The sequence below is a fragment of the Aquaspirillum soli genome (assembly GCF_054781915.1).
This window is the reverse complement of the sequence record NZ_BAAGTM010000001.1, coordinates 204,164-226,495: the sequence shown is the minus strand read 5'-3', so window position 1 is coordinate 226,495 and position 22,332 is coordinate 204,164. Positions and strand designations below refer to the sequence as shown.

21 protein-coding genes and 1 tRNA gene are annotated in these 22,332 nt (G+C 48.8%); 12 read left to right on the top strand and 10 right to left on the bottom strand.

All coding sequences use genetic code 11. The features are described from left to right. Window positions 1–32: 32 nt before the first annotated feature. On the bottom strand, window positions 33–596 hold the full coding sequence (locus ACYVJG_RS01195; RefSeq protein WP_460429392.1) for a hypothetical protein: 564 nt from the start codon (window positions 594–596) through the stop codon (window positions 33–35). A gap of 199 nt (window positions 597–795) precedes the next feature. Here ACYVJG_RS01195 and ACYVJG_RS01190 point away from each other — a divergent pair, with 199 nt between their 5' ends. After that, complete coding sequence (locus tag ACYVJG_RS01190; RefSeq protein ID WP_460429391.1) at window positions 796–1,929, top strand: response regulator; 1,134 nt, start codon at window positions 796–798, stop codon at window positions 1,927–1,929. A 26-nt stretch (window positions 1,930–1,955) separates the two neighbouring features. Here the strand turns inward: ACYVJG_RS01190 and ACYVJG_RS01185 are convergent, their stop codons facing one another. Next, window positions 1,956–3,614 (bottom strand): methyl-accepting chemotaxis protein, encoded by a 1,659-nt coding sequence (locus tag ACYVJG_RS01185; RefSeq protein WP_460429390.1) that lies wholly within the window; start codon window positions 3,612–3,614, stop codon window positions 1,956–1,958. A 349-nt stretch (window positions 3,615–3,963) separates the two neighbouring features. On the opposite strand from ACYVJG_RS01185, the gene ACYVJG_RS01180 reads away from it, so the two are divergent. The 5 genes from ACYVJG_RS01180 to ACYVJG_RS01160 all read left to right on the top strand — a co-directional run bounded on the left by ACYVJG_RS01180 (window position 3,964) and on the right by ACYVJG_RS01160 (window position 8,865). After that, entirely contained in the window at window positions 3,964–5,703 is a 1,740-nt protein-coding gene (locus tag ACYVJG_RS01180) for a flagellinolysin (RefSeq protein WP_460429389.1), read from the top strand. Window positions 5,704–5,838: 135 nt separating this feature from the next. Continuing rightward, the gene (gene trxA, locus ACYVJG_RS01175; protein WP_022654200.1) at window positions 5,839–6,168 is read left to right on the top strand and encodes a thioredoxin TrxA; all 330 of its coding nucleotides are present in this window, start codon (window positions 5,839–5,841) and stop codon (window positions 6,166–6,168) included. 149 nt (window positions 6,169–6,317) lie between these two features. Continuing rightward, on the top strand, window positions 6,318–7,574 hold the full coding sequence (gene rho / locus ACYVJG_RS01170) for a transcription termination factor Rho (RefSeq protein WP_022654201.1): 1,257 nt from the start codon (window positions 6,318–6,320) through the stop codon (window positions 7,572–7,574). A gap of 73 nt (window positions 7,575–7,647) precedes the next feature. After that, the gene (locus ACYVJG_RS01165) at window positions 7,648–8,259 is read left to right on the top strand and encodes a trimeric intracellular cation channel family protein (RefSeq protein WP_460429388.1); all 612 of its coding nucleotides are present in this window, start codon (window positions 7,648–7,650) and stop codon (window positions 8,257–8,259) included. Further along, on the top strand, window positions 8,260–8,865 hold the full coding sequence (locus ACYVJG_RS01160; RefSeq protein ID WP_460429387.1) for a CoA pyrophosphatase: 606 nt from the start codon (window positions 8,260–8,262) through the stop codon (window positions 8,863–8,865). Between the two features lie 50 nt (window positions 8,866–8,915). Here the strand turns inward: ACYVJG_RS01160 and ACYVJG_RS01155 are convergent, their stop codons facing one another. The 3 genes from ACYVJG_RS01155 to fabI form a co-directional block, all read right to left on the bottom strand. Then, window positions 8,916–10,091 (bottom strand): acetate/propionate family kinase, encoded by a 1,176-nt coding sequence (locus ACYVJG_RS01155; RefSeq protein WP_022654203.1) that lies wholly within the window; start codon window positions 10,089–10,091, stop codon window positions 8,916–8,918. Then, the gene (locus tag ACYVJG_RS01150; RefSeq protein WP_022654204.1) at window positions 10,091–11,026 is read right to left on the bottom strand and encodes a bifunctional enoyl-CoA hydratase/phosphate acetyltransferase; all 936 of its coding nucleotides are present in this window, start codon (window positions 11,024–11,026) and stop codon (window positions 10,091–10,093) included. Before ACYVJG_RS01150 ends, ACYVJG_RS01155 begins: the two co-directional genes overlap by 1 nt. A 96-nt stretch (window positions 11,027–11,122) precedes the next feature. Continuing rightward, complete coding sequence (gene fabI / locus ACYVJG_RS01145) at window positions 11,123–11,899, bottom strand: enoyl-ACP reductase FabI (RefSeq protein WP_460429386.1); 777 nt, start codon at window positions 11,897–11,899, stop codon at window positions 11,123–11,125. 419 nt (window positions 11,900–12,318) lie between these two features. On the opposite strand from fabI, the gene ACYVJG_RS01140 reads away from it, so the two are divergent. The 3 genes from ACYVJG_RS01140 (at window position 12,319) to ACYVJG_RS01130 (ending at window position 16,335) form a co-directional block, all read left to right on the top strand. Beyond that, window positions 12,319–12,945, top strand: a complete 627-nt coding sequence (locus ACYVJG_RS01140; RefSeq protein WP_460429385.1) for a DUF502 domain-containing protein — start codon at window positions 12,319–12,321, stop codon at window positions 12,943–12,945. A 61-nt stretch (window positions 12,946–13,006) separates the two neighbouring features. Beyond that, on the top strand, window positions 13,007–14,812 hold the full coding sequence (gene aspS, locus ACYVJG_RS01135) for an aspartate--tRNA ligase (RefSeq protein ID WP_460429384.1): 1,806 nt from the start codon (window positions 13,007–13,009) through the stop codon (window positions 14,810–14,812). A 368-nt stretch (window positions 14,813–15,180) separates the two neighbouring features. After that, complete coding sequence (locus tag ACYVJG_RS01130; protein WP_460429383.1) at window positions 15,181–16,335, top strand: GGDEF domain-containing protein; 1,155 nt, start codon at window positions 15,181–15,183, stop codon at window positions 16,333–16,335. A 5-nt stretch (window positions 16,336–16,340) separates the two neighbouring features. On the opposite strand, the gene lolA is transcribed toward ACYVJG_RS01130, so the two are convergent. Further along, window positions 16,341–16,976 carry an outer membrane lipoprotein chaperone LolA gene (gene lolA, locus ACYVJG_RS01125; RefSeq protein ID WP_460429382.1) on the bottom strand — a complete coding sequence of 212 codons (636 nt, stop codon included), beginning with the start codon at window positions 16,974–16,976 and terminating at the stop codon, window positions 16,341–16,343. Between the two features lie 30 nt (window positions 16,977–17,006). Further along, complete coding sequence (locus tag ACYVJG_RS01120; RefSeq protein WP_460429381.1) at window positions 17,007–18,599, bottom strand: NAD+ synthase; 1,593 nt, start codon at window positions 18,597–18,599, stop codon at window positions 17,007–17,009. 117 nt (window positions 18,600–18,716) lie between these two features. Here ACYVJG_RS01120 and ACYVJG_RS01115 point away from each other — a divergent pair. The 3 genes from ACYVJG_RS01115 to ubiA all read left to right on the top strand — a co-directional run bounded on the left by ACYVJG_RS01115 (window position 18,717) and on the right by ubiA (window position 20,393). Next, window positions 18,717–18,807 (top strand) — tRNA-Ser (locus ACYVJG_RS01115). Between the two features lie 106 nt (window positions 18,808–18,913). Then, window positions 18,914–19,522, top strand: a complete 609-nt coding sequence (locus ACYVJG_RS01110) for a chorismate--pyruvate lyase family protein (protein ID WP_460429380.1) — start codon at window positions 18,914–18,916, stop codon at window positions 19,520–19,522. Window positions 19,523–19,529: 7 nt separating this feature from the next. Further along, entirely contained in the window at window positions 19,530–20,393 is an 864-nt protein-coding gene (ubiA, locus tag ACYVJG_RS01105; RefSeq protein WP_460429379.1) for a 4-hydroxybenzoate octaprenyltransferase, read from the top strand. On the opposite strand, the gene ACYVJG_RS01100 is transcribed toward ubiA, so the two are convergent. The 3 genes from ACYVJG_RS01100 to coaD are packed head-to-tail and all read right to left on the bottom strand — an operon-like array spanning window position 20,390 to window position 22,310. Continuing rightward, on the bottom strand, window positions 20,390–20,854 hold the full coding sequence (locus ACYVJG_RS01100; protein ID WP_460429378.1) for a hypothetical protein: 465 nt from the start codon (window positions 20,852–20,854) through the stop codon (window positions 20,390–20,392). The two genes, ubiA and ACYVJG_RS01100, sit on opposite strands and share 4 nt — an antisense overlap. Next, entirely contained in the window at window positions 20,854–21,804 is a 951-nt protein-coding gene (locus ACYVJG_RS01095) for a Nudix family hydrolase (RefSeq protein ID WP_460429377.1), read from the bottom strand. Before ACYVJG_RS01095 ends, ACYVJG_RS01100 begins: the two co-directional genes overlap by 1 nt. Beyond that, window positions 21,801–22,310, bottom strand: coding sequence for a pantetheine-phosphate adenylyltransferase (coaD, locus tag ACYVJG_RS01090; RefSeq protein WP_022652947.1), 510 nt, complete (start codon window positions 22,308–22,310; stop codon window positions 21,801–21,803). Before coaD ends, ACYVJG_RS01095 begins: the two co-directional genes overlap by 4 nt. Window positions 22,311–22,332: the final 22 nt, after the last annotated feature.

The window sequence follows — 22,332 nt, the reverse complement described above, 5'->3', positions numbered from 1 at the left end:
ATGTAAGCAGCTATCCCAAACAGGGTTGGGCGTTAGTGTTCCTGCACAAGAAAATGAGAAATAAGCGGCTGATACGTTAATTGCACGATATTAGGCAGTGGAATACTGCTCAACATGGCATCTAATCTGGCATCAATGCCTTCACATAATTGTGCCAGATGATCGCGCAAGCGACCGGCTCGTAAGGGCTCTTGGTCTGACCAATTTGTGATAATTAGGCTGCAATAGCGATAATTGAACACGCAATAATGTGCAGTTTCAAAAATACGCTGAGGTGCAGCAGCGGCATTATCTAACAAGCTTACCTCATTGGGGGTGATTTCCTGTGTTAAAGCATAACAACTTTGTGGACACCCTTCTGGACGCAACATCAGCAAAGCCGTGAGGTCATAATTTTTTACTGTCAACAGGGCACACTCGGCCAAAGCATTGCTGTCAATACAAGCGTGGCTTTCTCGCATAAAACGTAAAAGTTCGCCCAGTTCCGCGACATGTGTCAGCGCTTGTAGAGCAGTCTGCGTGGCAAAGTCATCCGCAGTCCTCTCATTCGAGTCTGTCACAACGTGTTGCGTATCCTGGTCAAACAGCCATTCCATTGTGTTCTCCGGCCAAGTTTTTTCAGTTTGGCATAAAGTGCCAGATATGAAAAATTTTTTTACTAAAAAACGAATTTTCATACATCAACACGATGCTATCATATTTGGGAAATAGTATCGACAACCCTCCTGTAGCAACACCACAAAACGGTTTGCTTGCTTTCGAGGAAGTTGCCCTGCCATCAAAAAGGAATAAAAAATGTCAGAAAAAGATAAAGTGCTTGTGATTGATGATGATGAGATGTTCTCTTTGGTCATTAAAACAGTTCTCAGTCCCCACTTTGATGTTTATCTGGCGCACGAAGGATGTGCAGGCTTAGAACAAGTCAAGATTCTACAACCGGGTGTGGTCTTGCTTGATATTGAAATGGTAGGTATGGATGGCTATGAAGTGTGCCGTCATATCCGAGCAGATGTTGCTATCGAACAACCAGCCATTATTTTTGTCTCTGCCCACACCGATGCCCAAAGCCGTCTGGCGGCCTACGATATGGGTGCCAACGATTTTATTATCAAACCATTAGAACCCGCAGAACTTGAACGCAAAGTAAAACAAACCCTCGCTGCACGTTCAGAAGTTCAACAGTTGAAACAATCGGCAGGCGAGGCCATGAATGCGGCCTTTTCTGCCATGACCGATTCGAGCGCCTTAGGTCAGGTCATTCACACGTTCCGTCAGTTATTCACCGTACAAACCCCCGACCAACTCGCGACCCTGTTAACCGATGCGTTGGAGTATTTTGGCGTCAGCGGCACCGTTCGCCTCTGTTCACGCCGGAGTCAATGTGTCTTGCGGGGCAGTCACGGTATCGCCTCACAGATGGATCGTGTGTTGTTAGAACACATCACCAGCGACCCCAGCCGCATCATCTCGTATGGAGCACGCACCGTCTTTAACTATGATGCCGCTGCTTTATTGGTGAAAGACATGCCGCTAGACGATCCTGATCGCTATGGCCGCTTAAAAGACTATCTCGCGCTCTTGGTAGAAGGTGCGGCGCAATGTATGCGGTCTCTCGAAACCACTTCGTTAGAAAGCTTGCTATCACAAGCCAAACGTATCTTTTCGCAAATTGAACAAGGTTATCATCGCCAAAATCAGGAGATGTCTTTTGTGCTCAATGAAATGGCGCATGACTTTGAAGAAATGTTCTTGTTTATGGGGCTGAAAAGCTCACAGGAAGATCGTCTGCGACAGATTCTGAATGACAGTTTAGAGCGCATCCAAGGGGTACAAGAACAAGGGTTGGAATTGGAGAAATACATGGAGTTGATTACCCAAGCCCTTGCTGACCCCAATCCCGACACACTCCAGACTTCTCCCAAAGACTGAGGAAAAGTCTGGTATCACAACCCCACTTAACCGCGTAAGCGGAAATGCTGGACATGCTGGCGCAGCGCAATTGCAATTTCATTCAGCTGTTGTGCTGCGGTGCTGTTACTGTGCATGGCAGCGCTGGTTTCTTCCGACATCTGAGCAATATGTTCCACATTACGCACAATGCCATTGATGGTTTCTGCTTGTTGGGTGGTCGCTTGTGCCACGTCGCGAACTTTGGCCAGTGAGTCTAAAGCCTGATGATGAATTTGCGACAACACTGTGGTTGCCTCATTCGCTAAGCCCAGCCCATTTGCCACCTGTGGCACCGCACGCTCCATGGCATCCACCGCGACTTGGGTATCTTTTTGCACCACATCAATCATTTTGGCAATTTCTGCTGTGGCACTGGCAGTCCGTTCCGCTAACTTGCGTACTTCATCTGCCACCACGGCAAAGCCACGGCCCGACTCGCCTGCCCGCGCAGCTTCAATCGCAGCGTTCAGGGCCAATAAATTGGTCTGTTCAGCAATTTCCCCGATCACACCAGCAATCCCACCAATTTCTTGCGAGCGTTGTTGCAACTGACGGATTTGTTGTGCCGAGGATTCCACTGTTTGGGCAATGCGTCCAATCTCAGTGGCAGCCGTTTTGACTGATTGTGTCCCGCTTTCCGATAAGCTTGCGGTTTGCGCTGAATTATCTTCAGTTTGTTGGGCAATAGTAGAAATATTGCTCACGCTGACCGTGATTTGTTCCACACGGTGGGCAGTGGTTGCCGACGCTTCTGCTTGTTGCTGTGCGGCCATTTGTGCCTGTTCAGACACTTGAGCAACATATTGAGCTTGTTTTGATAACTGGTCAGACGATTGGTCAATCGCGCTGACAATTTCGACCAAACGCTGTTGCATCTGTGCAACGGCTGCCAACATACTATTTGGGTAAGTGACAGGAATACGCTCGGTTAAATCACCGGCAGCAATCCGAGTCACCATCGCAGCAGCATCCGCAGGTTCTCCGCCCAAGGCTTGTGTCAGTTGGCGACTAATCCACCATGCGACAATGCCACCCAATACAATCGCCACACCACACAAAGAAATCATCAACCACTGAAAGCCGCTGGCGACTTCGCGTGCGCTTGGTGTCGCTTTTTGATTTTTTTGTTCTTCAAAATCGATAAATTGGTTAATTGCCGCTAACCACGCGATAAAAGCGGGTTTAGCCTGTTCAAACAAAATCCGTTCGGCCTCAACTTCATTACCACTTTTTTTCGCTTGGATAATTTGTTGGATCAGGGGTTGCGTTTTAGCCTCAATCGCTTTGATGTTTTGCACAATCTGTCGTTCTTCAGGTTGGGCCATCGCATCATCTTGCAGAATTTGATCAAGCGGCCCCGCTGATTTCTGATAGAAGTCATCCAGACGTTTAATCTCATCCAACGCTTCACGCATCGGTGCGCCATTTACATCGTCAAACATCACCACATCGCGAATAGCAATCGCACGATCGTGGACAGAACCACGAAAATTGATTGCATAACGCTGTTTCACCGCGTTGACATCGGTAATTTCTGCGAGTGTTTTGTCAATGAAATTGACTTTTTGAATACCGATGATAGTGACAGCCACCATCATCGTCAGCACCAACGCAAAGCCTAAGGTTAAACGTTGTCGAATCGTCAACCCTTTCCCGTTCTGCATAAAGCAACCTCTTGAGTATCATCGAGTTAAGAAAGCGTGTTGTTGAAAACAGATTTACGTTGACAACAATTTATTAAGTTTATCACTTATCTAAACATTTTTTGTAAATTTAGACAAAAACGTCCAGCACAAAGGTGTAACAAACTATGGTTATCAGACCAAATCCGTCGCATGCTTTTGTGATTGTACGTGGCAATCAAAAATACAAACAACAAAATTACTAAATAGCATTTTTTATTTAAGAAAATCTACTGAAAGCTTAAATAAGCTTGCAAACCAAAAAAATCTTAAGTCGAGGGAGGATTCTCCGATAAGCAGATAAGTTATCTTGCGCACAGGTGTGACTGCCATGCAAATCTTTACCAATTCACTCTCACAATTCAGCAGTCGTTTGTTAACTCAAAATGACTCGATGGTGAGCAAGTCTGTCCAACGTCTGTCTTCGGGTTTACGGGTCAACTCGGCAACGGATGATGCCGCTGGATTGGCCATTTCTGAACGCATGCAGTCGAATGTACGTGGCGATCGACAGGCATTACGCAATACCAACGATGCCATCTCAATGCTGCAAACAGCGGAAGGGGCACTGTCAGAAGTCAATAATATGTTGCAGCGGATTCGCGAGTTAGGTGTTCAAGCTAACAACAGCACGAACACCAAAACCGATCGTGAAGCCTTGCAAGCTGAAGCGAAACAGCTGATGGATGAGGTGGAGCGAATTGGTCAAACTACTTCGTTTAATGGCAACAAGCTGTTTGTTTTACCTGATGGCGTCAGTTCAGGCAGCTCAGTCAGCGATGAAAATGTCAAAGCAGTGCTAAAAGGGCTAAGCACTGGCTGGCTTGAAAACTCGGAAAAGTTGATTCAACAACGCTATGGACTGGTGGCTGATGGCGTGCCATTTGCGATTAAATTTATCGAGCCAGGTACCCCGGGCGGGACAGCCGCTTATGTTTCTGGCTCTTATCCCGTCCAGCCAGCCAATGCGGTGGGTTCAAACCTAGAGCTTTATATCGATATGGCAGACTTTTCTCCTGCCAATTTACCGAATGGCGGTAGCGCCCCATACTACAACGACCGGATTATCGCTCACGAGATGGTTCATGCAGTAATGGCGAGAACCACTAATTTTTATAATTTGTCGCTTTGGTTCAAGGAAGGGACTGCCGAGTTTATTCAGGGTGCAGATGAAAGAGTCAAATCAGATTTGGGCTTCGCACTGAATGCAAATGTCAACCAATCCGATCCAGCCGTTATCGCGCAAGTACAAACTTTTCTCAATAACAATTTAACATCATTAAATACTGTGGCGACTTCAGCCGACTACTCGGTTTCTTACCTTGCCGCACGGTATCTACATCATGAGTTGAAAAACAATGGTGCTGCAGGTGGTATAAAAGATTTTCTCACGTATCTTTCTGCTGATAAAAGCCGCGTGGTGAATGATGCAATGGTGCATTATCTTGGTAAAACAGAAGCGCAGTTTATGACAGATTTTAAAGCAGCCGGTGCCAATCTATCCAGCTATGGTATTGACTTAAACAATGCCGATACGGGTGGGATTGGCAATGCTGATGCCGATGGAGGGTCGGTCAAAAATGCGGAAGATGTGATCGATCATGTAGGGTCAAAATCGGGCGAAGATGTCTTAAGCGGCTTTGTCGAAACTTGGCAATATTCTCCGCTTGAAGCACAAACTAAAACCAACTACCGCATGCAAGTAGGCGCTGGAGCAGACGCAGGGATGAATGTTGGCATTGGTGAAATTAGCAACAGTTCAATGGGCTTTGCTGATATTGATTTGGTCAACAATCCCAATAGTTCGATTGCGGCGGCTGACCGCGCCCTACAAAATATCATTTCACAGCGGGCATCGATTGGTGCTGCCATGACGCGTCTGGATAGTGTAGTGGCTGGATTGCAAACCAGCGCAGAAAATACAGCTGCGGCACGCTCACGTATCACGGATGCTGACTTTGCCGTAGAAAGCGCTGCTTTGTCTCGCGGGAAAATTTTGCAACAGGCCGCGACCAGCATGTTGATGCAATCGAATCAATCTCCACAGATGGTTTTGTCGCTGTTGCGTTAAAATAGCGACAAGCGGTGTCGAAACAGCTAACTTGCTGCATCACAGCATGCTTGTTAACATGCAGAGATTCCATATTTCTATTTATGCCATATCTTGGCGTTTCAAACACCCAAACCGATTCTTTTGGAGATTATGATGAGTAGCGATCTGATCCTTCACGTCACCGACGGCTCTTTTGAACAAGATGTGCTGAAAGCCAGCGGTCCTGTATTGGTCGATTATTGGGCCGAATGGTGTGGCCCATGCAAAATGATTGCCCCAATTCTTGATGAAGTTGCAAAAGAATATCAAGGCAAACTGACTGTGGCAAAATTGAATATTGATGAAAATGAGGGTACGCCACCAAAATACGGTATCCGTGGTATTCCCACACTGATGATTTTCAAAGATGGTCAGGTCAAAGCCACTAAAGTGGGCGCCTTGGCAAAAAGCCAATTGACCGCCTTTATTGACAGCAATATCTAATTCCGACTATCCTTGAATCCACTTTTTTCTGTGTCGGGCGATGCAAAATCGCCCGCTTTCCTGCTTTGAATCCCCGCCGCCCTCGCCGATCCCCTCGCCAAACCGTGAGTTCTTCTTACGATGAGTCTATAAAGTCTCAACATCCGCCTATGCACTTATCTGATTTAAAAAAAATGCACGTCAGCCAGTTGGTTGACACCGCAATCGCCAACGAAATTGATGGCGCAAACCGTTTACGCAAACAAGACCTCATTTTTGCCCTGCTCAAAAACCAAGCAAAGAGGGGAGAAAGCATTTATGGCGATGGTACGCTAGAAGTGCTGCCCGATGGCTTTGGTTTCCTGCGCTCGCCAGATATGTCGTATTTGGCTGGCCCTGATGATATTTATGTCAGCCCCAGTCAAATCAGACGTTTTAATCTGCACACTGGCGACACAATCGAAGGGGAAATTAGGACACCAAAAGATGGCGAACGCTACTTTGCATTAGTTAAAGTCGATCGCATCAACGGTGGGCCGCCAGAGCAGGCCAAAAATAAAATCCTGTTTGAAAACCTTACCCCTCTTCACCCAACATCGCGCCTCACATTAGAACGTGATATTCGTTCCGAAGAAAACATCACTGGCCGCGTCATTGATTTGGTGTCTCCAATTGGTAAGGGCCAACGTGGTCTATTAGTTGCACCGCCCAAGTCGGGTAAAACCGTGATGTTGCAGCACATCGCCCATGCGATTACGTCTAATCATCCGGATGTCTCTCTGATTGTGTTGTTGATTGATGAACGACCAGAAGAAGTCACCGAGATGACGCGGACGGTGAAAGGCGAAGTGGTTGCTTCCACGTTTGATGAACCCGCCACTCGCCATGTCCAAGTCGCCGAAATGGTAATCGAAAAAGCCAAGCGGCTGGTTGAACATAAAAAAGATGTGGTGATTTTGCTCGACTCCATCACCCGTCTTGCCCGCGCTTACAACACCGTGATCCCAAGTTCAGGCAAGGTTTTAACCGGTGGTGTCGATGCCAACGCCTTACAACGGCCAAAACGATTCTTTGGCGCAGCACGTAATATCGAAGAGGGTGGTTCGTTGACCATCATCGCTACTGCGTTGATTGATACCGGCAGCCGCATGGATGATGTTATCTATGAGGAATTCAAAGGCACCGGTAATATGGAAATTCACCTTGATCGCCGGATGGCTGAAAAACGGATTTATCCTGCGATCAACGTCAATCGTTCTGGTACCCGCCGCGAAGAATTATTGGTTGGACAGGATCAATTACAGAAAATCTGGGTCTTGCGTAAATTGCTCTACCCAATGGATGATTTAGAAGCGATGGAATTCTTACTCGACAAAATCAAGGGTACGAAAACCAATCAGCAATTCTTTGACTCCATGCGTCGCTGATCGGTCTTTCTTCATCCGACAACCAATAACGCCGGTAATTGCCGGCGTTATTGCATTTTAGAAAGCAAAACTGATGGATTGGATTGCCATTATTGGGACAGTAGCCTTTACGGTCAGTGGTTACCTTGTTGGGGTGCGGAAACATTGCGATGTCTTAGGCATTATTATTTTAGCACTGCTGACCGCAATCGGCGGCGGCATGATTCGAGATGTTTTAATACAACGTATCCCACAAGTCTTTCTGTATACCGATGCCCTGTGGGTGATTGCGGCTACCTTGGTAACCGTGTCTTTGCTACGCTTACAAAAACGCGAAAGCCAGTTTTTGTTGCGGACTTTTATTGTGGCCGACTCGCTGGGGCTGGTCGCCTTCAGCATTGCAGGTGCGCAGGTGGGGCTACAATACGAACTCAATGGCTTTGGTGTCGCCATGTTGGGTTTTATTACCGCCGTTGGCGGTGGGATGGTGCGCGATATGATGGTCAATGAGGTCCCGTTTATCCTGCATAAAGATTTTTATGGCACCGTAGCTATTTTGATTGCGTTAAGCATCTATCTATTGGAACAACAAAGCTGGCTCACAACGCTGAGTTTGCACCTCGTGTTTGCTATTGGACTAGTGTTGCGATTGTTTGCCCATTGGCGCGAACTAGAATTGCCTAAATTAGCTCAGGATAACGATTAAATGTGGCTTCCTGCCTCCCCCGACCAAGCTGCTTCTTGGTTGCAAGATAAACTGTATCTTGCAGAAACCCGTCCACTGTCTGGCGACGTACCACAACTGACCGACCGCATCGCCACAAAACCAGCAGCCGTTTTAGTCCCGATTGTCTGGCGCCAGCCAACGCCCTCGATTTTATTGACACGGCGCACCGAAAAATTGCGCCAACACAGCGGTCAAGTCAGTTTCCCGGGGGGAAAAATTGACCCCGAAGACCCTACCGCCGAACAAGCCGCTTTGCGTGAAGCAGAAGAAGAAGTCGGCCTGCGAGCCGAACACATCCAGTTACTTGGACGATTGCCCCATTACATCACCATCACTGGCTATCGAGTCGAACCAGTGGTTGGCCTTGTCTTGCCACCTTTTTCATTGGCACCGGCACCAGATGAAGTCGCCGAGGTGTTCGAATTGCCACTGGAATTGGCTTTGAATCCCGATAACTACATCAAAGAACGCTATTGGCGTGATAACCAAGAGGGGTTTTACCTGTCCCTCCGTTATCAACAACATTATGTTTGGGGTGCCACTGCTGCCATGCTACGGGTATTAGCGGACATTCTTAACCATTAAAAAAGCCCCCCATCACTGGGAGGCTCGACGTGGCAACAACAAAGCTATGTTTAGGCTGGCAACAAAGCCAATGCTTCACGCGCCATTTGTCCTTCTTCATCTGTTGGAATCACCCACGCATGACGCTGGCTATTTGGCAAAGTGATACAAGTCGCTTGATCGGCATTGGCATCATGGTCAATCTCAAAACCTAACCAAGCCAGATGATCTAATACCAAAGCGCGAACCGGCGAACAACGCTCACCAATACCAGCGGTAAAGACAATGTGATCGACCCCACCCAGTTGAACGGCAAGGGCACCGACTTCACGCGCCGCCCGATAGCAAAACAGGGCAATGGCTAACTTCGCCCGAGGACTGTTGCTTGCCAACAGTTCGCGCATATCAGACGATTCGCCCGATACGCCTAACAACCCCGAGCGTTTGTATAGCTCTTCGCGTACACCGGCGATATCCATTCCAGCCCGCTCCATCCAATAGATCACCACTTCTGGATCGAGATTCCCCGGGCGAGTGCCCATCATCAAACCTTCACACGCACTCATGCCTGTGCTGTTGGCAATGCTACGGCCATTATGCATAGCGCACGCACTCGAACCACTGCCAAGATGCAACACAATTACCCGCTTCGCGGCTTCTTCCTCGCCCAAGATCATCGGCAATCGGCGTGCAATCGCAGCATACGACAAACCATGAAAGCTATAACGGCGCACGCCTTCTTCATGCCACCGATTGGCAATACCAAAACGGGTAGCAAGTTCATCTTGTGTGGTGTGAAATGCGGTATCAAAACAAGCAATCTGCGGCACATCCGGTGCGGCCTGCCGTGCGGCATCAATGCCAGCCAAGCTGCCAGGTTGATGCAATGGCGCCAGCGGAATCAGGCTGGCCAGTTTTGCCATCACTTCATCATCCACCACCGTTGCCGCCGAGAAGTAAGCCCCACCATGCACCACGCGATGCACGATGGCACAGGGACGCTCTGCGGTTTGGTCGGTCAGCTGCAACACCCGTTCGATGGCTTGGCTATGGGTACAACCACTGAGCAATTCATCAAATAGCACCTTGCCACAGACTTCGCGAGCTAAGAAACGCGCACTCGCTTTGCCAATACCATCCAACATACCATTCAAGCGAATGCGTGGCTCATGGGCATGTTCAACATCAAATAGGGTAAATTTTAATGTGGATGAACCCACATTAAGAGCAAGCAAGGGCGCAGTCATTAGGCATTATCCGTTTTCAAAACACGACGGTGTGCCACCAAGGCCGCCACCGCAGCAGAAGCCAAACGCGCTTGGGCATCTTCAGAACGGCTGGTCAACACGATAGGTACTTTCGCGCCCATCACCACACCAGCGGAAGCCGCCGCAGCCAAGTAGTTAAGCTGTTTTGCCAACATATTGCCGGCTTCTAAATCAGGGACCAACAGAATATCGGGATCGCCAGCCACAGGGGAGTCAATCCCCTTGGTGTCGGCGGCAGCATGGGAAATCGCATTATCAAACGCCAGTGGGCCATCCAAAATCGCGCCGGTGATCTGTTTACGGTCGGCCATTTTGCACAGCGCAGCCGCATCTAGCGTGGAGGGCATACTTGGGCTCACGGTTTCAACTGCCGCCAAAATAGCCACCTTCGGTTTCTCAATCCCTAAAGCATGGCACAAATCAATGGCGTTTTGCGTGATGTGCATTTTGGTGATTAAGTCGGGGGCAATATTGATCGCAGCATCGGTGATAAACAGGTAACGAGGATAGCTCTCAACCTTCATCACAAAAATATGGCTAATACGACGGTCGGTGCGCACACCGGTGTTACGGTTCAACACTTCGGTCATAAATTCGTCGGTGTGTAAGCTGCCTTTCATCAAGGAATGTGCTTCACCCATCCGCACCAATTTCACCGCCTCTTCTGCTGCAGCATGGCTATGTGGCACATCCACAATGCGGAAGCGGGACAAATCGATATCAAGTTCATTGGCCAGCGATTCCAGCTTGGCTTTCGGTGCAACCAAAATTGGCTCGATCAAGCCCGCCTCAAAAGACTCCACGGCACCTAATAGAGATTCTGGGCTGCAGGGATGCGCCACTGCCATTTTGATTGGGGGATATTGCAAGGCAGCTTGGATGATGTCATCAAAGGCACGTTCGTCGCGGGTCATGGTCGTTCTCGCTGTTATTACTCAGAAATAAAGAATTTCAATGGGAGAGGCAATCGGCTTGCCTCTCCACACACTGCTACAACAGGGGCAAATGGCTTATGCCATCATGTGGAAACCACCATCCACATACGTCACTTCACCGGTCATCGCACGCGAAGCATCCGAAATCAGGAAAGCAGTGGTCATGCCAACATCTTCGATATCAACTAAACGATGTTCTGGCGTCCGAGCAATCGCTTCTTCAATCAGTTTGTCAAAGTGCGCGATCCCCGAAGCAGCACGGGTTTTCAATGGACCTGGGGAAACGGCATGCACGCGGATTTTTTTCTGACCCAATTCTGCAGCCAGATAACGCACGGTGGATTCCAACGCTGCTTTCACTGGGCCCATCACATTGTAGTTTTCCACCACTTTGTCAGCACCGTAGTAGCTCATGGTGACAATCGAACCGCCGTCTTTCATCAAAGGCTCAGCCAAACGCGCCATTTCGATCAACGAGTAGCAAGACACACGCATCGCTTGTAAGAACCCGTTTTCAGAACAATCGGTAACACGGCCATGCAAATCATCCATTGGGCAGAAAGCGATGGAGTGAATCACAAAATCCAGCTTGCCCCATTGTTGTTCAATTTGTTTGAAGACAGCTTCCAGTTCACCCGGGTTTTGCACATCCATTTGAGCGATGATCGGGCTACCCAATTCTTCGGCCAAAGGACGTACAAAGCGTTCGGCTTTCTCGTTCAAGTACGTCACGGCAAATTCAGCGCCCAAATTTTTCAACACTGTTGCGCAGCCATACGCAATCGAATTGTCGTTTGCGATACCAACGATTAAACCTTTTTTGCCTGCAACAATGTCTTTAATGCTTTCCATAGATAAAGCTCCGTAGTGAGTCAGTAACAATTCAAAATTTAAGGGCGTGATACTGTGTGGTTTTTCTACAACCTTATGAACAGCAGGGTCTTTATGCCATAAAGTTGTTGCCTAATGATGACAGTTGGTACATCTTTCTGTCTGCAACAGGAGAACGCGCACCGCACACAATTTGGCATCCAGCCTATCGGCAGTGGCTTGCGTTATACTTAACAACGCTTGTTAAAACCACTGTAGTTGTTGCACTGCAAAAAGACAAGCGACTTTGAACTGTGCAACGTCCTGAGTAAACACGCAAAACATTAAGCCAATTTTGTTGCGCTGTGTCAAAATTGTGACAAGTCTACGCGATTTGCTTTATATCAATCGCCCCCCATCTGTCTGCTTCCTTTTATTACCCTGAACACAGAGAGATCACTGTGAAACAAGCCAAATTGACTTTAAAAGGCTATATCGTTACTGGTTTTTTGCTGTGGCTCCCCCTGGCAGTCACACTTTGGGTGTTGAATCTTATCGTCAGCACCATGGATCAAACCCTGCAATGGTTACCAGGTAGCTGGCAACCCGAGCATTTGTTCGGTTTTCATATTCCTGGCTTAGGGCTGCTTGGGGCTTTGTTGGTGATGCTATTCACCGGCATGTTTGCCGCGAATATTTTAGGGCAGCGCATTGTGCGGATGTGGGAAGCCCTGATGGTGCGTATCCCAGTGGTGAAATCGATTTATTCGAGTGTGAAGCAAGTGTCAGACACCTTGTTATCTGGCTCGGGGCAATCGTTCCGCAAAGCTTTATTGGTGCAATTTCCCCATCAAGAAGCATGGACGATTGCTTTTCTGACCGGCACGCCAAGCGGCAACGTCGCCGCACATCTCGGTGAAGAAGAGTATGTCAGTGTTTATGTCCCGACGACACCGAACCCCACCTCGGGTTATTTCATCATGGTGAAAAAATCTGCGACACGCGAACTGGATATGTCGGTTGATGATGCGCTGAAATACATTATTTCTATGGGTGTAGTTGCCCCAAGTCACAAGGCGGTGCGCTAAACTAGCGCCCTTTGTGTTTTTCATCTTTATAACAACGAATTCGAAAACGAAAGTTCTTGCAATGCGTACCGATTACTGTGGACTCATCGACACCCGCTATCTCGACCAAATGGTTACCATCAAAGGCTGGGTGCACCGTCGCCGCGATCATGGCGGTGTGATTTTTATCGACTTGCGCGACCGCGAAGGTCTGGTACAGGTGGTGATTGACCCTGATACCCCTGAAGCATTTAGCACGGCTGATAGCTGCCGCAACGAGTTTGTGTTGGCCATCACTGGCTTGGTACGCCGCCGTCCAGAAGGCACCACTAACAGCAATTTGGTTTCGGGCGAAATCGAAATTCTGGCAAAACAAATCGAAATTCTGAACAGTGCCACCACGCCACCGTTCCAAATTGATGAAGAAAATCTGTCAGAAAACGTACGTTTAACCAACCGCGTGATTGATTTGCGCCGTCCCGCCATGCAACGTAATCTGCGTCTGCGTTATCGTGTGGCAATGGGCGTGCGGAACTATTTAGATAAACAAGGCTTTATCGACGTTGAAACCCCAATGTTGACACGCTCGACCCCAGAAGGCGCTCGCGATTATCTGGTGCCCTCGCGTGTGCATCCGGGCGAATTCTTCGCCTTGCCACAATCGCCACAGCTGTTTAAACAATTGCTGATGGTGGCAGGTTTCGACCGTTATTATCAAATCACTAAATGTTTCCGTGACGAAGATTTGCGTGCTGATCGTCAACCTGAATTCACCCAAATCGATTTGGAAACCTCGTTCCTCAACGAGGATGAAATCATGGACATCACCGAAGGGATGGCGCGCCATATTTTCCAAGATGTGCTGAATGTTGATTTAGGTGAATTCCCACGCATGACTTACAACGATGCCATGTATTACTACGGCTCGGATAAACCTGATTTACGGGTCTCGTTGCAGTTCACGGAATTGACTGATGTGATGAAAACGGAAGAATTTAAAGTCTTCCGTGGTGCAGCCGACATGCCAAATGGCCGTGTCGTGGCCTTGCGCGTCCCAGGTGGCTCAAGCCTGTCGCGTAAAGACATCGATGATTACACCCAATTCGTTGCTATCTATGGCGCCAAAGGGCTGGCTTACATCAAGGTCAACGATGTCAGCAAAATCAGCAACGATGAAAACAGTGGCTTACAGTCACCCATCGTCAAATTCTTGTCTGTCGCTGCCCTGACCGAAATCATCAACCGCACCGGCGCACAAAACGGTGACATCGTCTTCTTTGGTGCAGATAAAGCCAAAGTGGTGAATGAAGCCATTGGTGCCTTGCGTATTAAAATTGGTCATGAACGTGGCGAAGCCGGCGGTTACTTTGTCAAAGCATGGCGGCCATTGTGGGTGGTTGATTTCCCGATGTTTGAACATGACGAGGAAGATGATCGCTGGACCGCATGTCATCACCCCTTCACCAGTCCAAAACCTGGCCATGAAGATTTGATGGAAACCGACCCTGGCGCATGTTTGGCACGCGCTTATGATATGGTGTTGAATGGTTGGGAAATTGGTGGCGGTTCTGTGCGTATTCACCGTGCCGATGTGCAAGAAAAAGTGTTTAACGCATTAAAAATCACCGCAGAAGAACAGCAGAATAAGTTTGGCTTCTTGCTGGATAACCTGAAATTTGGTGCGCCGCCACATGGTGGTTTGGCATTCGGCTTAGATCGTTTGGTGACATTGATGTGCGGTGCGGAATCGATCCGTGATGTGATCGCTTTCCCGAAAACACAACGTGCACAATGTTTGTTGACACAAGCGCCAAATGCGGTCGATGAAAAACAGTTGAAAGAGCTGAATTTGCGCTTACGACAAAAAGCAGAAACCACATCCAGCTAATCACGGATAGAAACGAAAAAGCCAGTGAAAACTGGCTTTTTCGCAAAAAGACGCTTTAAAACTCTGCTAATATCTCGCACACAATCTTGCCAATCTTTGCGTTAAGTCTAATTGTGATCAAATAAATTCTTTCATTCGCTTTTTAGCTTGGCTATAGTTTTCATCCTGATGTAGAAAGCAAATGTCATGATATTTTCAGGGTTTTGCAAAACCCTATACATAAAAAAGACATGAGGAGAAAGCATGCTTAGTTGTAACATAAAAATATCTTATCTCGCCCTGTCCGACTTGACGTCTCGGTGTACACTGCAGCATAGCTTCTCAGCAGTTACAACAACTGCTTCCTCTTTTTCAAAAGTGGCATGCTCATGTTTTGTCATGTAACGAAATGGTTTCGGCGTATCTATGGCGACAGTATCAGTCAACATGACTTTCATTGTCTGCTGACGCCTGCCACGCATTCTTCCTTACTCGCCCGCCGCCGCAGCGAGATGATGATTTCGCGGGTACGTTTAGTGGCGATGCTATTCGCCATTCTGACGCCACTGTGGGTGGTGGTCGATGCTTTCTTTTTGCCTTGGCCTTTGTGGGGCTGGATTAGCATTCAACGGGTGGCCGTTAGCATTGCCTTTTGGATTTTAGTCAAAGCCTATCCCCACTCTTCCCAGATTCAAGACGCCTATCGGGCTCTGGCCTTGTTATTCTGTATTCCCTCGCTCTTTTTCTTGAGTTCAAACCTCACGTTAAGCGGTTATTGGGTTGTCGAGATGTCCAACAACCCCGCGATTGTCGGTTATACATTTTTGCCATTTGTGATGCTGGCAGGGCTGAGTATCTTTCCTCTGACTTTTTTGGAAGGCATTTTATTCGCCGCACCGGCTCTCATCGCCCAAGTGCTATTTATTGTGTTTGATCTTGGCACTTTGATGAACAATAGTGGCGACCGTTTGGCCACCTCGTGGCTGTTGGCATTGATCTCTGGTGTGGCAACACTGGCTGGGATGAGCCAACTGCATTTAATGCGACAATTAAACCGCCAAGCGTCGCATGACCCACTGACCCAATGCTTCAACCGCGCCAGTGGCGAAGAATTACTCACCATTCATTTTCATATTTCGATGCGGCACCAACGGCCTATGTCTTTGGTGTTTATTGATCTTGATCATTTCAAATCGGTAAACGACCAATATGGCCATGAGGCCGGCGACTTGGTATTACGCCAAGCAGCCACTCGACTACGCGAAGCCATACGAACCGAAGATATGCTGATTCGCTGGGGTGGTGAGGAGTTTTTAATTCTGGCACCCGATACCCCCATCGAAGGTGCATTACACTTGGTGAAGCGTCTGCGTGAACGGGGTTTTGGCCTACGCCCAGATGGCAGCCCCATCACAGCCAGTATCGGGATTGCCGAGCGTGAGTTGGATGACAGTAAAGAAGTGCATGCGCTGGTCGAACTTGCTGACCACCGCATGTATTTAGCGAAAAAAGGCGGACGTGATACCTATATCTATGAATCTTAAATGATTTATTGCTGAATCACATCCACACCTTTCGGTGGTGTAAACAGAAACTCCCCCGCTTCAATAGCGGGGTTTTTCTTGATATTACTGAAACTTAAACTGGTGGTTTGACCAAAATTATCGGTCAGCACCATCGAGATTAAGTTACCTGCCCGAAATCCCATCCGAAAGTGACGAAATCCTGATTCTGCTGTTTTAGGAACCGCCTCGAGCCATTCTAAACCGTCAGCTCGTCCTAGATTGCGGAGTTGGTAGTCACGTTCGATTTCATTTTTTCCTGCCAATAAAGCCGCTGGGCTCGAACCTAACGCATCATCTAATTGACGCGAAGTCACCTGCGCCAATTCGCGGTCATACACCCATAGCCGCTTACCATCACCGATAATCCATTGCTCATACGGTTTTTGGTAAATCCACCGAAACTTGCCAGGGCGAGACAGTTGCAACGAGCCACGCGCCTGCTCTGGCTTTTGGCTTCGTCCACTGACTTCTTGTTGAAAATCTGCTTTTAATGACTGCGTTTCGTTGATAAAACGTTTGAGTTCTGCCACGCCATCAGCCGCCGCCACGGGTGTCGCCAATAACGATACCAGCGCCAACAAGGCAGGCCAACGGCGATTTTTTCTCACTAAAGCAAACATGGTTTGCCACCAAACCTTCCTAAAAAAATCTCAACGGAAACGTTGAGTAATGGGATAGCGCCAATCACGACCAAATGCACGGTGTGTGATCCGTGGCCCCACAGGGGCCTGACGGCGTTTGTACTCATTGATTTTGAGGAGGCGAGTGACTTTCTCAACCGCTTCCACCGCATAGCCCATGGCAATAATCTCTTGCACTGAGCGATTTTGCTCAACGTAGGCCTCCAAAATTGCATCCAGCACCGCATAGTCGGGCAAACTGTCTTGGTCGCATTGATCGGGCCGTAATTCAGCACTCGGTGGACGTTCGATAATACGGCGAGGAATCACCTCATCTTGTTGGTTACGCCATGCTGACAAGGCATAAACCAGTGTTTTTGCCACGTCTTTTAACACGGCAAAACCACCCGCCATATCACCATACAAAGTGGCATAACCGGTGGTCATTTCTGATTTATTGCCCGTGGTCAATACTAATTTGCCGGTTTTATTCGACAACGCCATCAATAATGTACCGCGAATGCGCGATTGTAGATTTTCCTCGGTTGTATCGACAGGCAAATGACCGATGAGTGGGTGCAAAGCGTGTTGAAAATCTTCGTACATCGGCCAAATATCGATTTCATCGTATTTCACCCCTAAACGCTGCACCATATCGCGAGAATCCACCAAGCTGATATCTGCGGTGTAACGACTGGGCATCATCACCGCATGGACAGCATCCGCCCCCAGTGCATCCACTGCAATTGCCAGTGTCAGCGCAGAATCAATCCCGCCAGACAGGCCCAACAACACCCCAGGGAAACCATTTTTTCTGATGTAGTCACGCACGGCCAACACCAACGCCTGATACACACTGGCCAATTCATCCGGCTGTGCCGTTATCGATGCGGTCTGTGGTATGGCTGAAGGGAAATCGATGACGGTCAAGGCTTCAGCAAAAGCCGGTAATTGCGCGACGGTCTCACCTTCAGCATTACAAGCAAACGAAGCCCCATCAAACACCAATTCATCCTGCCCCCCGACGGCGTTCAGATACACCACCGGCAAACCGGTTTCTTCACAGCGCCACTGGACTTGCTGTTGACGGATAGCCAGTTTATTGCGGTGGAAAGGAGAAGCATTGAGGACCAATAAAATTTCTGCGCCAGCATCGGCGACTTCTGCCGCCGGTTCACTAGACCAGACATCTTCACAAATCAGCAAACCCACTTGTTTACCCGCACATTCAAATACTAACGGCGCAATCCCAGGCGTAAAGTAGCGAACCTCATCGAAAACCGATTCATTCGGTAAGCGCATCTTGTGATATTGCCCAAGTTGATGACCATCCCGAAAAACGGTAGCAGCATTAAAACGCTCTTCACCAAACTGCACCGGATGACCAATTACCAAGGTGATGCCATCTATTTCCAGTAAGGTATCTAAGCCTTGACGTACAGCCTGATAAAAAGCCGGACGCAGCAATAAATCTTCTGGTGGATAACCCGTCAGTGCCAACTCCGGCGTCAGCAACAGATCAGCGCCTTGCTCACGCGCAGCAAGGGCAAGTTCTTGAATTCGGGCGGTATTCCCCGCGATATCTCCCACAACTGGGTTAAACTGAGCAAGAGCAATACGCATGGCACATTTCTATCGTGAACGGAAAAAATCATTTTACCTTTAGATGCGCCGGCCGTGTCGCAATTAGCACTTGCCAAAGGCAACTGCCTTCCCTATAATGCGCGTCTTCATCTCAGCGGAGAGATGGATGAGTGGTTTAAGTCGCACGCCTGGAAAGCGTGTTCAGGGTAATACCCTGACGGGGGTTCGAATCCCCCTCTCTCCGCCAGCATCTCATCAGCCCGACAGATTATCTGTGCGGGTTTTTTGTTTTTAGCCTGCTATTTCCTGCAAAAGCTGCTGCCTTCGCAGCGTTCTTTGGCATAATGTGTAGCATGATTGCTTTCGATGCTTGGCAACCCATGTTGCCACCAGACCTAAACCCGATACTGGAAGATTGGTTGCTGACACCCGATTCTCTAACCAATCGACTGTTAGCCACACACTACCCTTTCAGTGTTCGCTTGATTGGCCTAAATCACCGGCCACCGACACATGATGAAGCCGCCCTGTTAGGGTCAGGGGTGGAGCAGGTGTTGTGCCGCCAAGTGTGCTTACGCTTAGATGGCGAAACCGTTGTCTATGCTGCCAGTGTCTGCGATAGCAGTGATCGTGAATGGTGTAAAACCCTCGATCGTGGCGGGCGTTCACTTGGCTTTACCTTATTTGCCGAGCAAGCGCCATTTAATCGCAGTCCCCTGAGCTTTCGCCGCCTACAGCTTGGCGACCCTCTCTTTCATGCGGCGCTGCCCTTCCTTGTGTCGTTAAACGAGACACCCTGCCTATTATCACTCCCTCGCCCCGACCATCTGTGGGCACGACGTGCTGCATTCACTGCACGACATGGTGGGCAGCTATTAGTGCAGGAAGTGTTCTTACCCACCTTGCTGAATAAAACCACACCCCAGGTGGTTTCTCTCTCCAACTCAACTGGCTCTCGTTAATATCGCTATGCTTGCTCGTGAACGACTCGTGGTCTATGCCCAATTAGCCCGTATTGATAAGCCAATTGGCACCCTCTTGCTGTTATGGCCCACGTTGTGGGGGCTATGGTTAGCAGGCGCTGGCCAGCCCAATCTCTGGATTGTGCTGATTTTTATTGCAGGCACGTTTCTGATGCGCTCAGCAGGCTGTGTCATTAACGACTATGCCGACCGTCACTTTGATGGCGCAGTCGAACGCACCAAACACCGGCCATTTGCACGCGGTGCAGTCAGTGAACGCGAAGCGCTGTTATTGGCTGCAGGGTTAGCTGCCATCGCTTTTTTATTGGTATTACCCCTGAATCAATTAACCTGGCTCATGAGCATACCAGCCGTGGTTTTGGCAGCCAGTTACCCTTTCACCAAACGCTTTTTCCCCTTGCCACAGGCCTATTTAGGTATTGCTTTCGGCTTTGGTATTCCGATGGCGTTTGCTGCGTTGAATAACGAAGTCCCACTCTTGGCGTGGCAGTTGTTAATTGCCAATGTGTTTTGGACACTGGCCTACGACACCGAATATGCAATGTGTGATAAGCCAGACGACCTAAAAATTGGGATTAAGACCTCAGCAATTACCTTTGGTCATTACGATGTCTTCGCCGTGATGGTCTGCCACGTCATGTTTCTTGGCATCATGGCTGCGATTGCAGCACAACAGGGCTTAGGCGTGTGGTTTATCGCAAGTTTATGTGCGGCAGCGGTGTTGATGATGAAACAGTATCAAACCATCCGTCACCGTGAACGGATGGCCTGTTTCAAAGCCTTTTTAGATAACAACAAAGTGGGGTTGGTGATCTTTGTGGGGTTGGTGGCCGACTTCGCCCTACGCTAGTGCTGTCCGGCTAACCAACCGGCTTCAAATGGTAGATGATAACGGCGACCATTGACATCTAACGACATCAGCCAATCTTGCCGCCCAGTCACGCAAACCGGCAAAATCACCTCGGCAGACCAATGTTGTGCATTCTTCTGCACAAAGTGATAACGCACCGGCACCATCTCCATCCCCACCATGCTGAATAATGCAGACGGTGGGGAGGTCGTCTTCTGTTCAAGTTCAAGGTCCACCACAAACCGTTGTGTATGCAGCGGAGGACGATCAAAACGAAGCGATAAACCCTCGCTTTGACACCCCGCCACCGGATCAGCACATGCAACCGTCACCACGGTGGCTTGTTGCTCTCCATGTAAGAAATGCATCACCATCCAAGCTTTTAGCGCGGCAAACAATAACAATGCCACAGCAATCAAAGCCCATTTACGTGGCGATTGTTGTACGTTAAAGACTTTCACTACCAAGCACCCCAACCATAACGCATCATCGCAATGCCCTGTGCGCCATATTTTTGTGCCACTGACAGCTCTAATGGCGATAAACCACCCAAGGCATACAGTGGAATCCGCGTTTGTTGCGACAATGCAGCAAATCCAGTCCATCCCAAAGGCCGTTGATTCGGATGAGTCTGTGTCGCTTGGACCGGCCCCAACAGGACATAGTCACAGCCAAGGCGTGTTGCAGCAGCCAGTTCTGCCGCGTTATGCACTGACGCGCCCACCCAATTCAGTTCTGGGCGAGTGGGTAACGCCATGAGGCGATGCCGATTCAAATGTACGCCATCCAATCCCCACGTCTGCGCCAGCTCGGGTTCACCATTTAGCACCACTAAACAACCGGCTGGACGACAGCGCGCCACAATCTCGGCGGCAAAATCAGCCAATTGTGCAGTAGGCATCTGGGGCTCACGAATCTGCACCATACCCACCGCCCGCTGCTGTAAGCCACGCTGTAATGCAGCCAACGAATGCGCGACACCAAATTCTGCCGCACAGGTAATCGCATGAACCGGCGGTAAACTCAACCCACGCAACACAGGGCCATTGGCTGGCAAAACAGGGCTCACCGATAAGGCCTCATGAGGAAAATGCCAAGCAAATGACTGACCTTCTTTTGCCTGCAAAGTCCCTGTCCATGCTGTCACTCGAAAGAAACTGAGCTCAACAGTGGCGTGTTCATAGACAAAGTGTTTGTGAATCCACGGTGTGCATTGTTGCACCTGAATCCCGAGTTCTTCTTGTAACTCGCGCTGCAATGCTGCCAGCGGTGTTTCGCCGGCTTCAATTTTGCCACCGGGAAATTCCCAATAACCGGCATACGGTTTGCCTTCAGGCCGGCTTGCCAGAAAAAAACGGCCAGCACTGTCAAATAACACACCAGCGACGACTTTAACGACAGAAACACTCATGCGCGGCGCTGTCCTTTCGCTTCGGCAAAGTGACGTAATCGTTGATACACCGGCTCGGGCACATATTGATGAATGACATCTTCCCAACCACGCGGGCCAACCAAACCTTTGACCATCGTTGAAGAGACCTCGGCATACTCACGCGGTGGCAATAAGAATACGGTAGTGATGTTTGGATAGAGATCAGAATTCACATAACGCATGGCACGTTCGTATTCATAATCAGAGGCAGTACGAATGCCACGAACAATGTAGTTGGCACCAATCGATTGTGCATAATTGACAAGAAACTGATTATCGAACACCTCAACCCGTAAATTTGCATATTGGGTTGTCGTCTCTCGCAGCATTGCCGCCCGCTCTTCAATCGAGAAAGTACAAGATTTATCAGGGTTCACACCAATCGCAATCACGACTTCATCAAATAATTCGACCGCTTCCTGAATCATCCATAAATGGCCATTGGTCACCGGATCAAAACTTCCTGCATAAACAGCGCGCTTCAATTGACATCCATCCTTAAAGAAT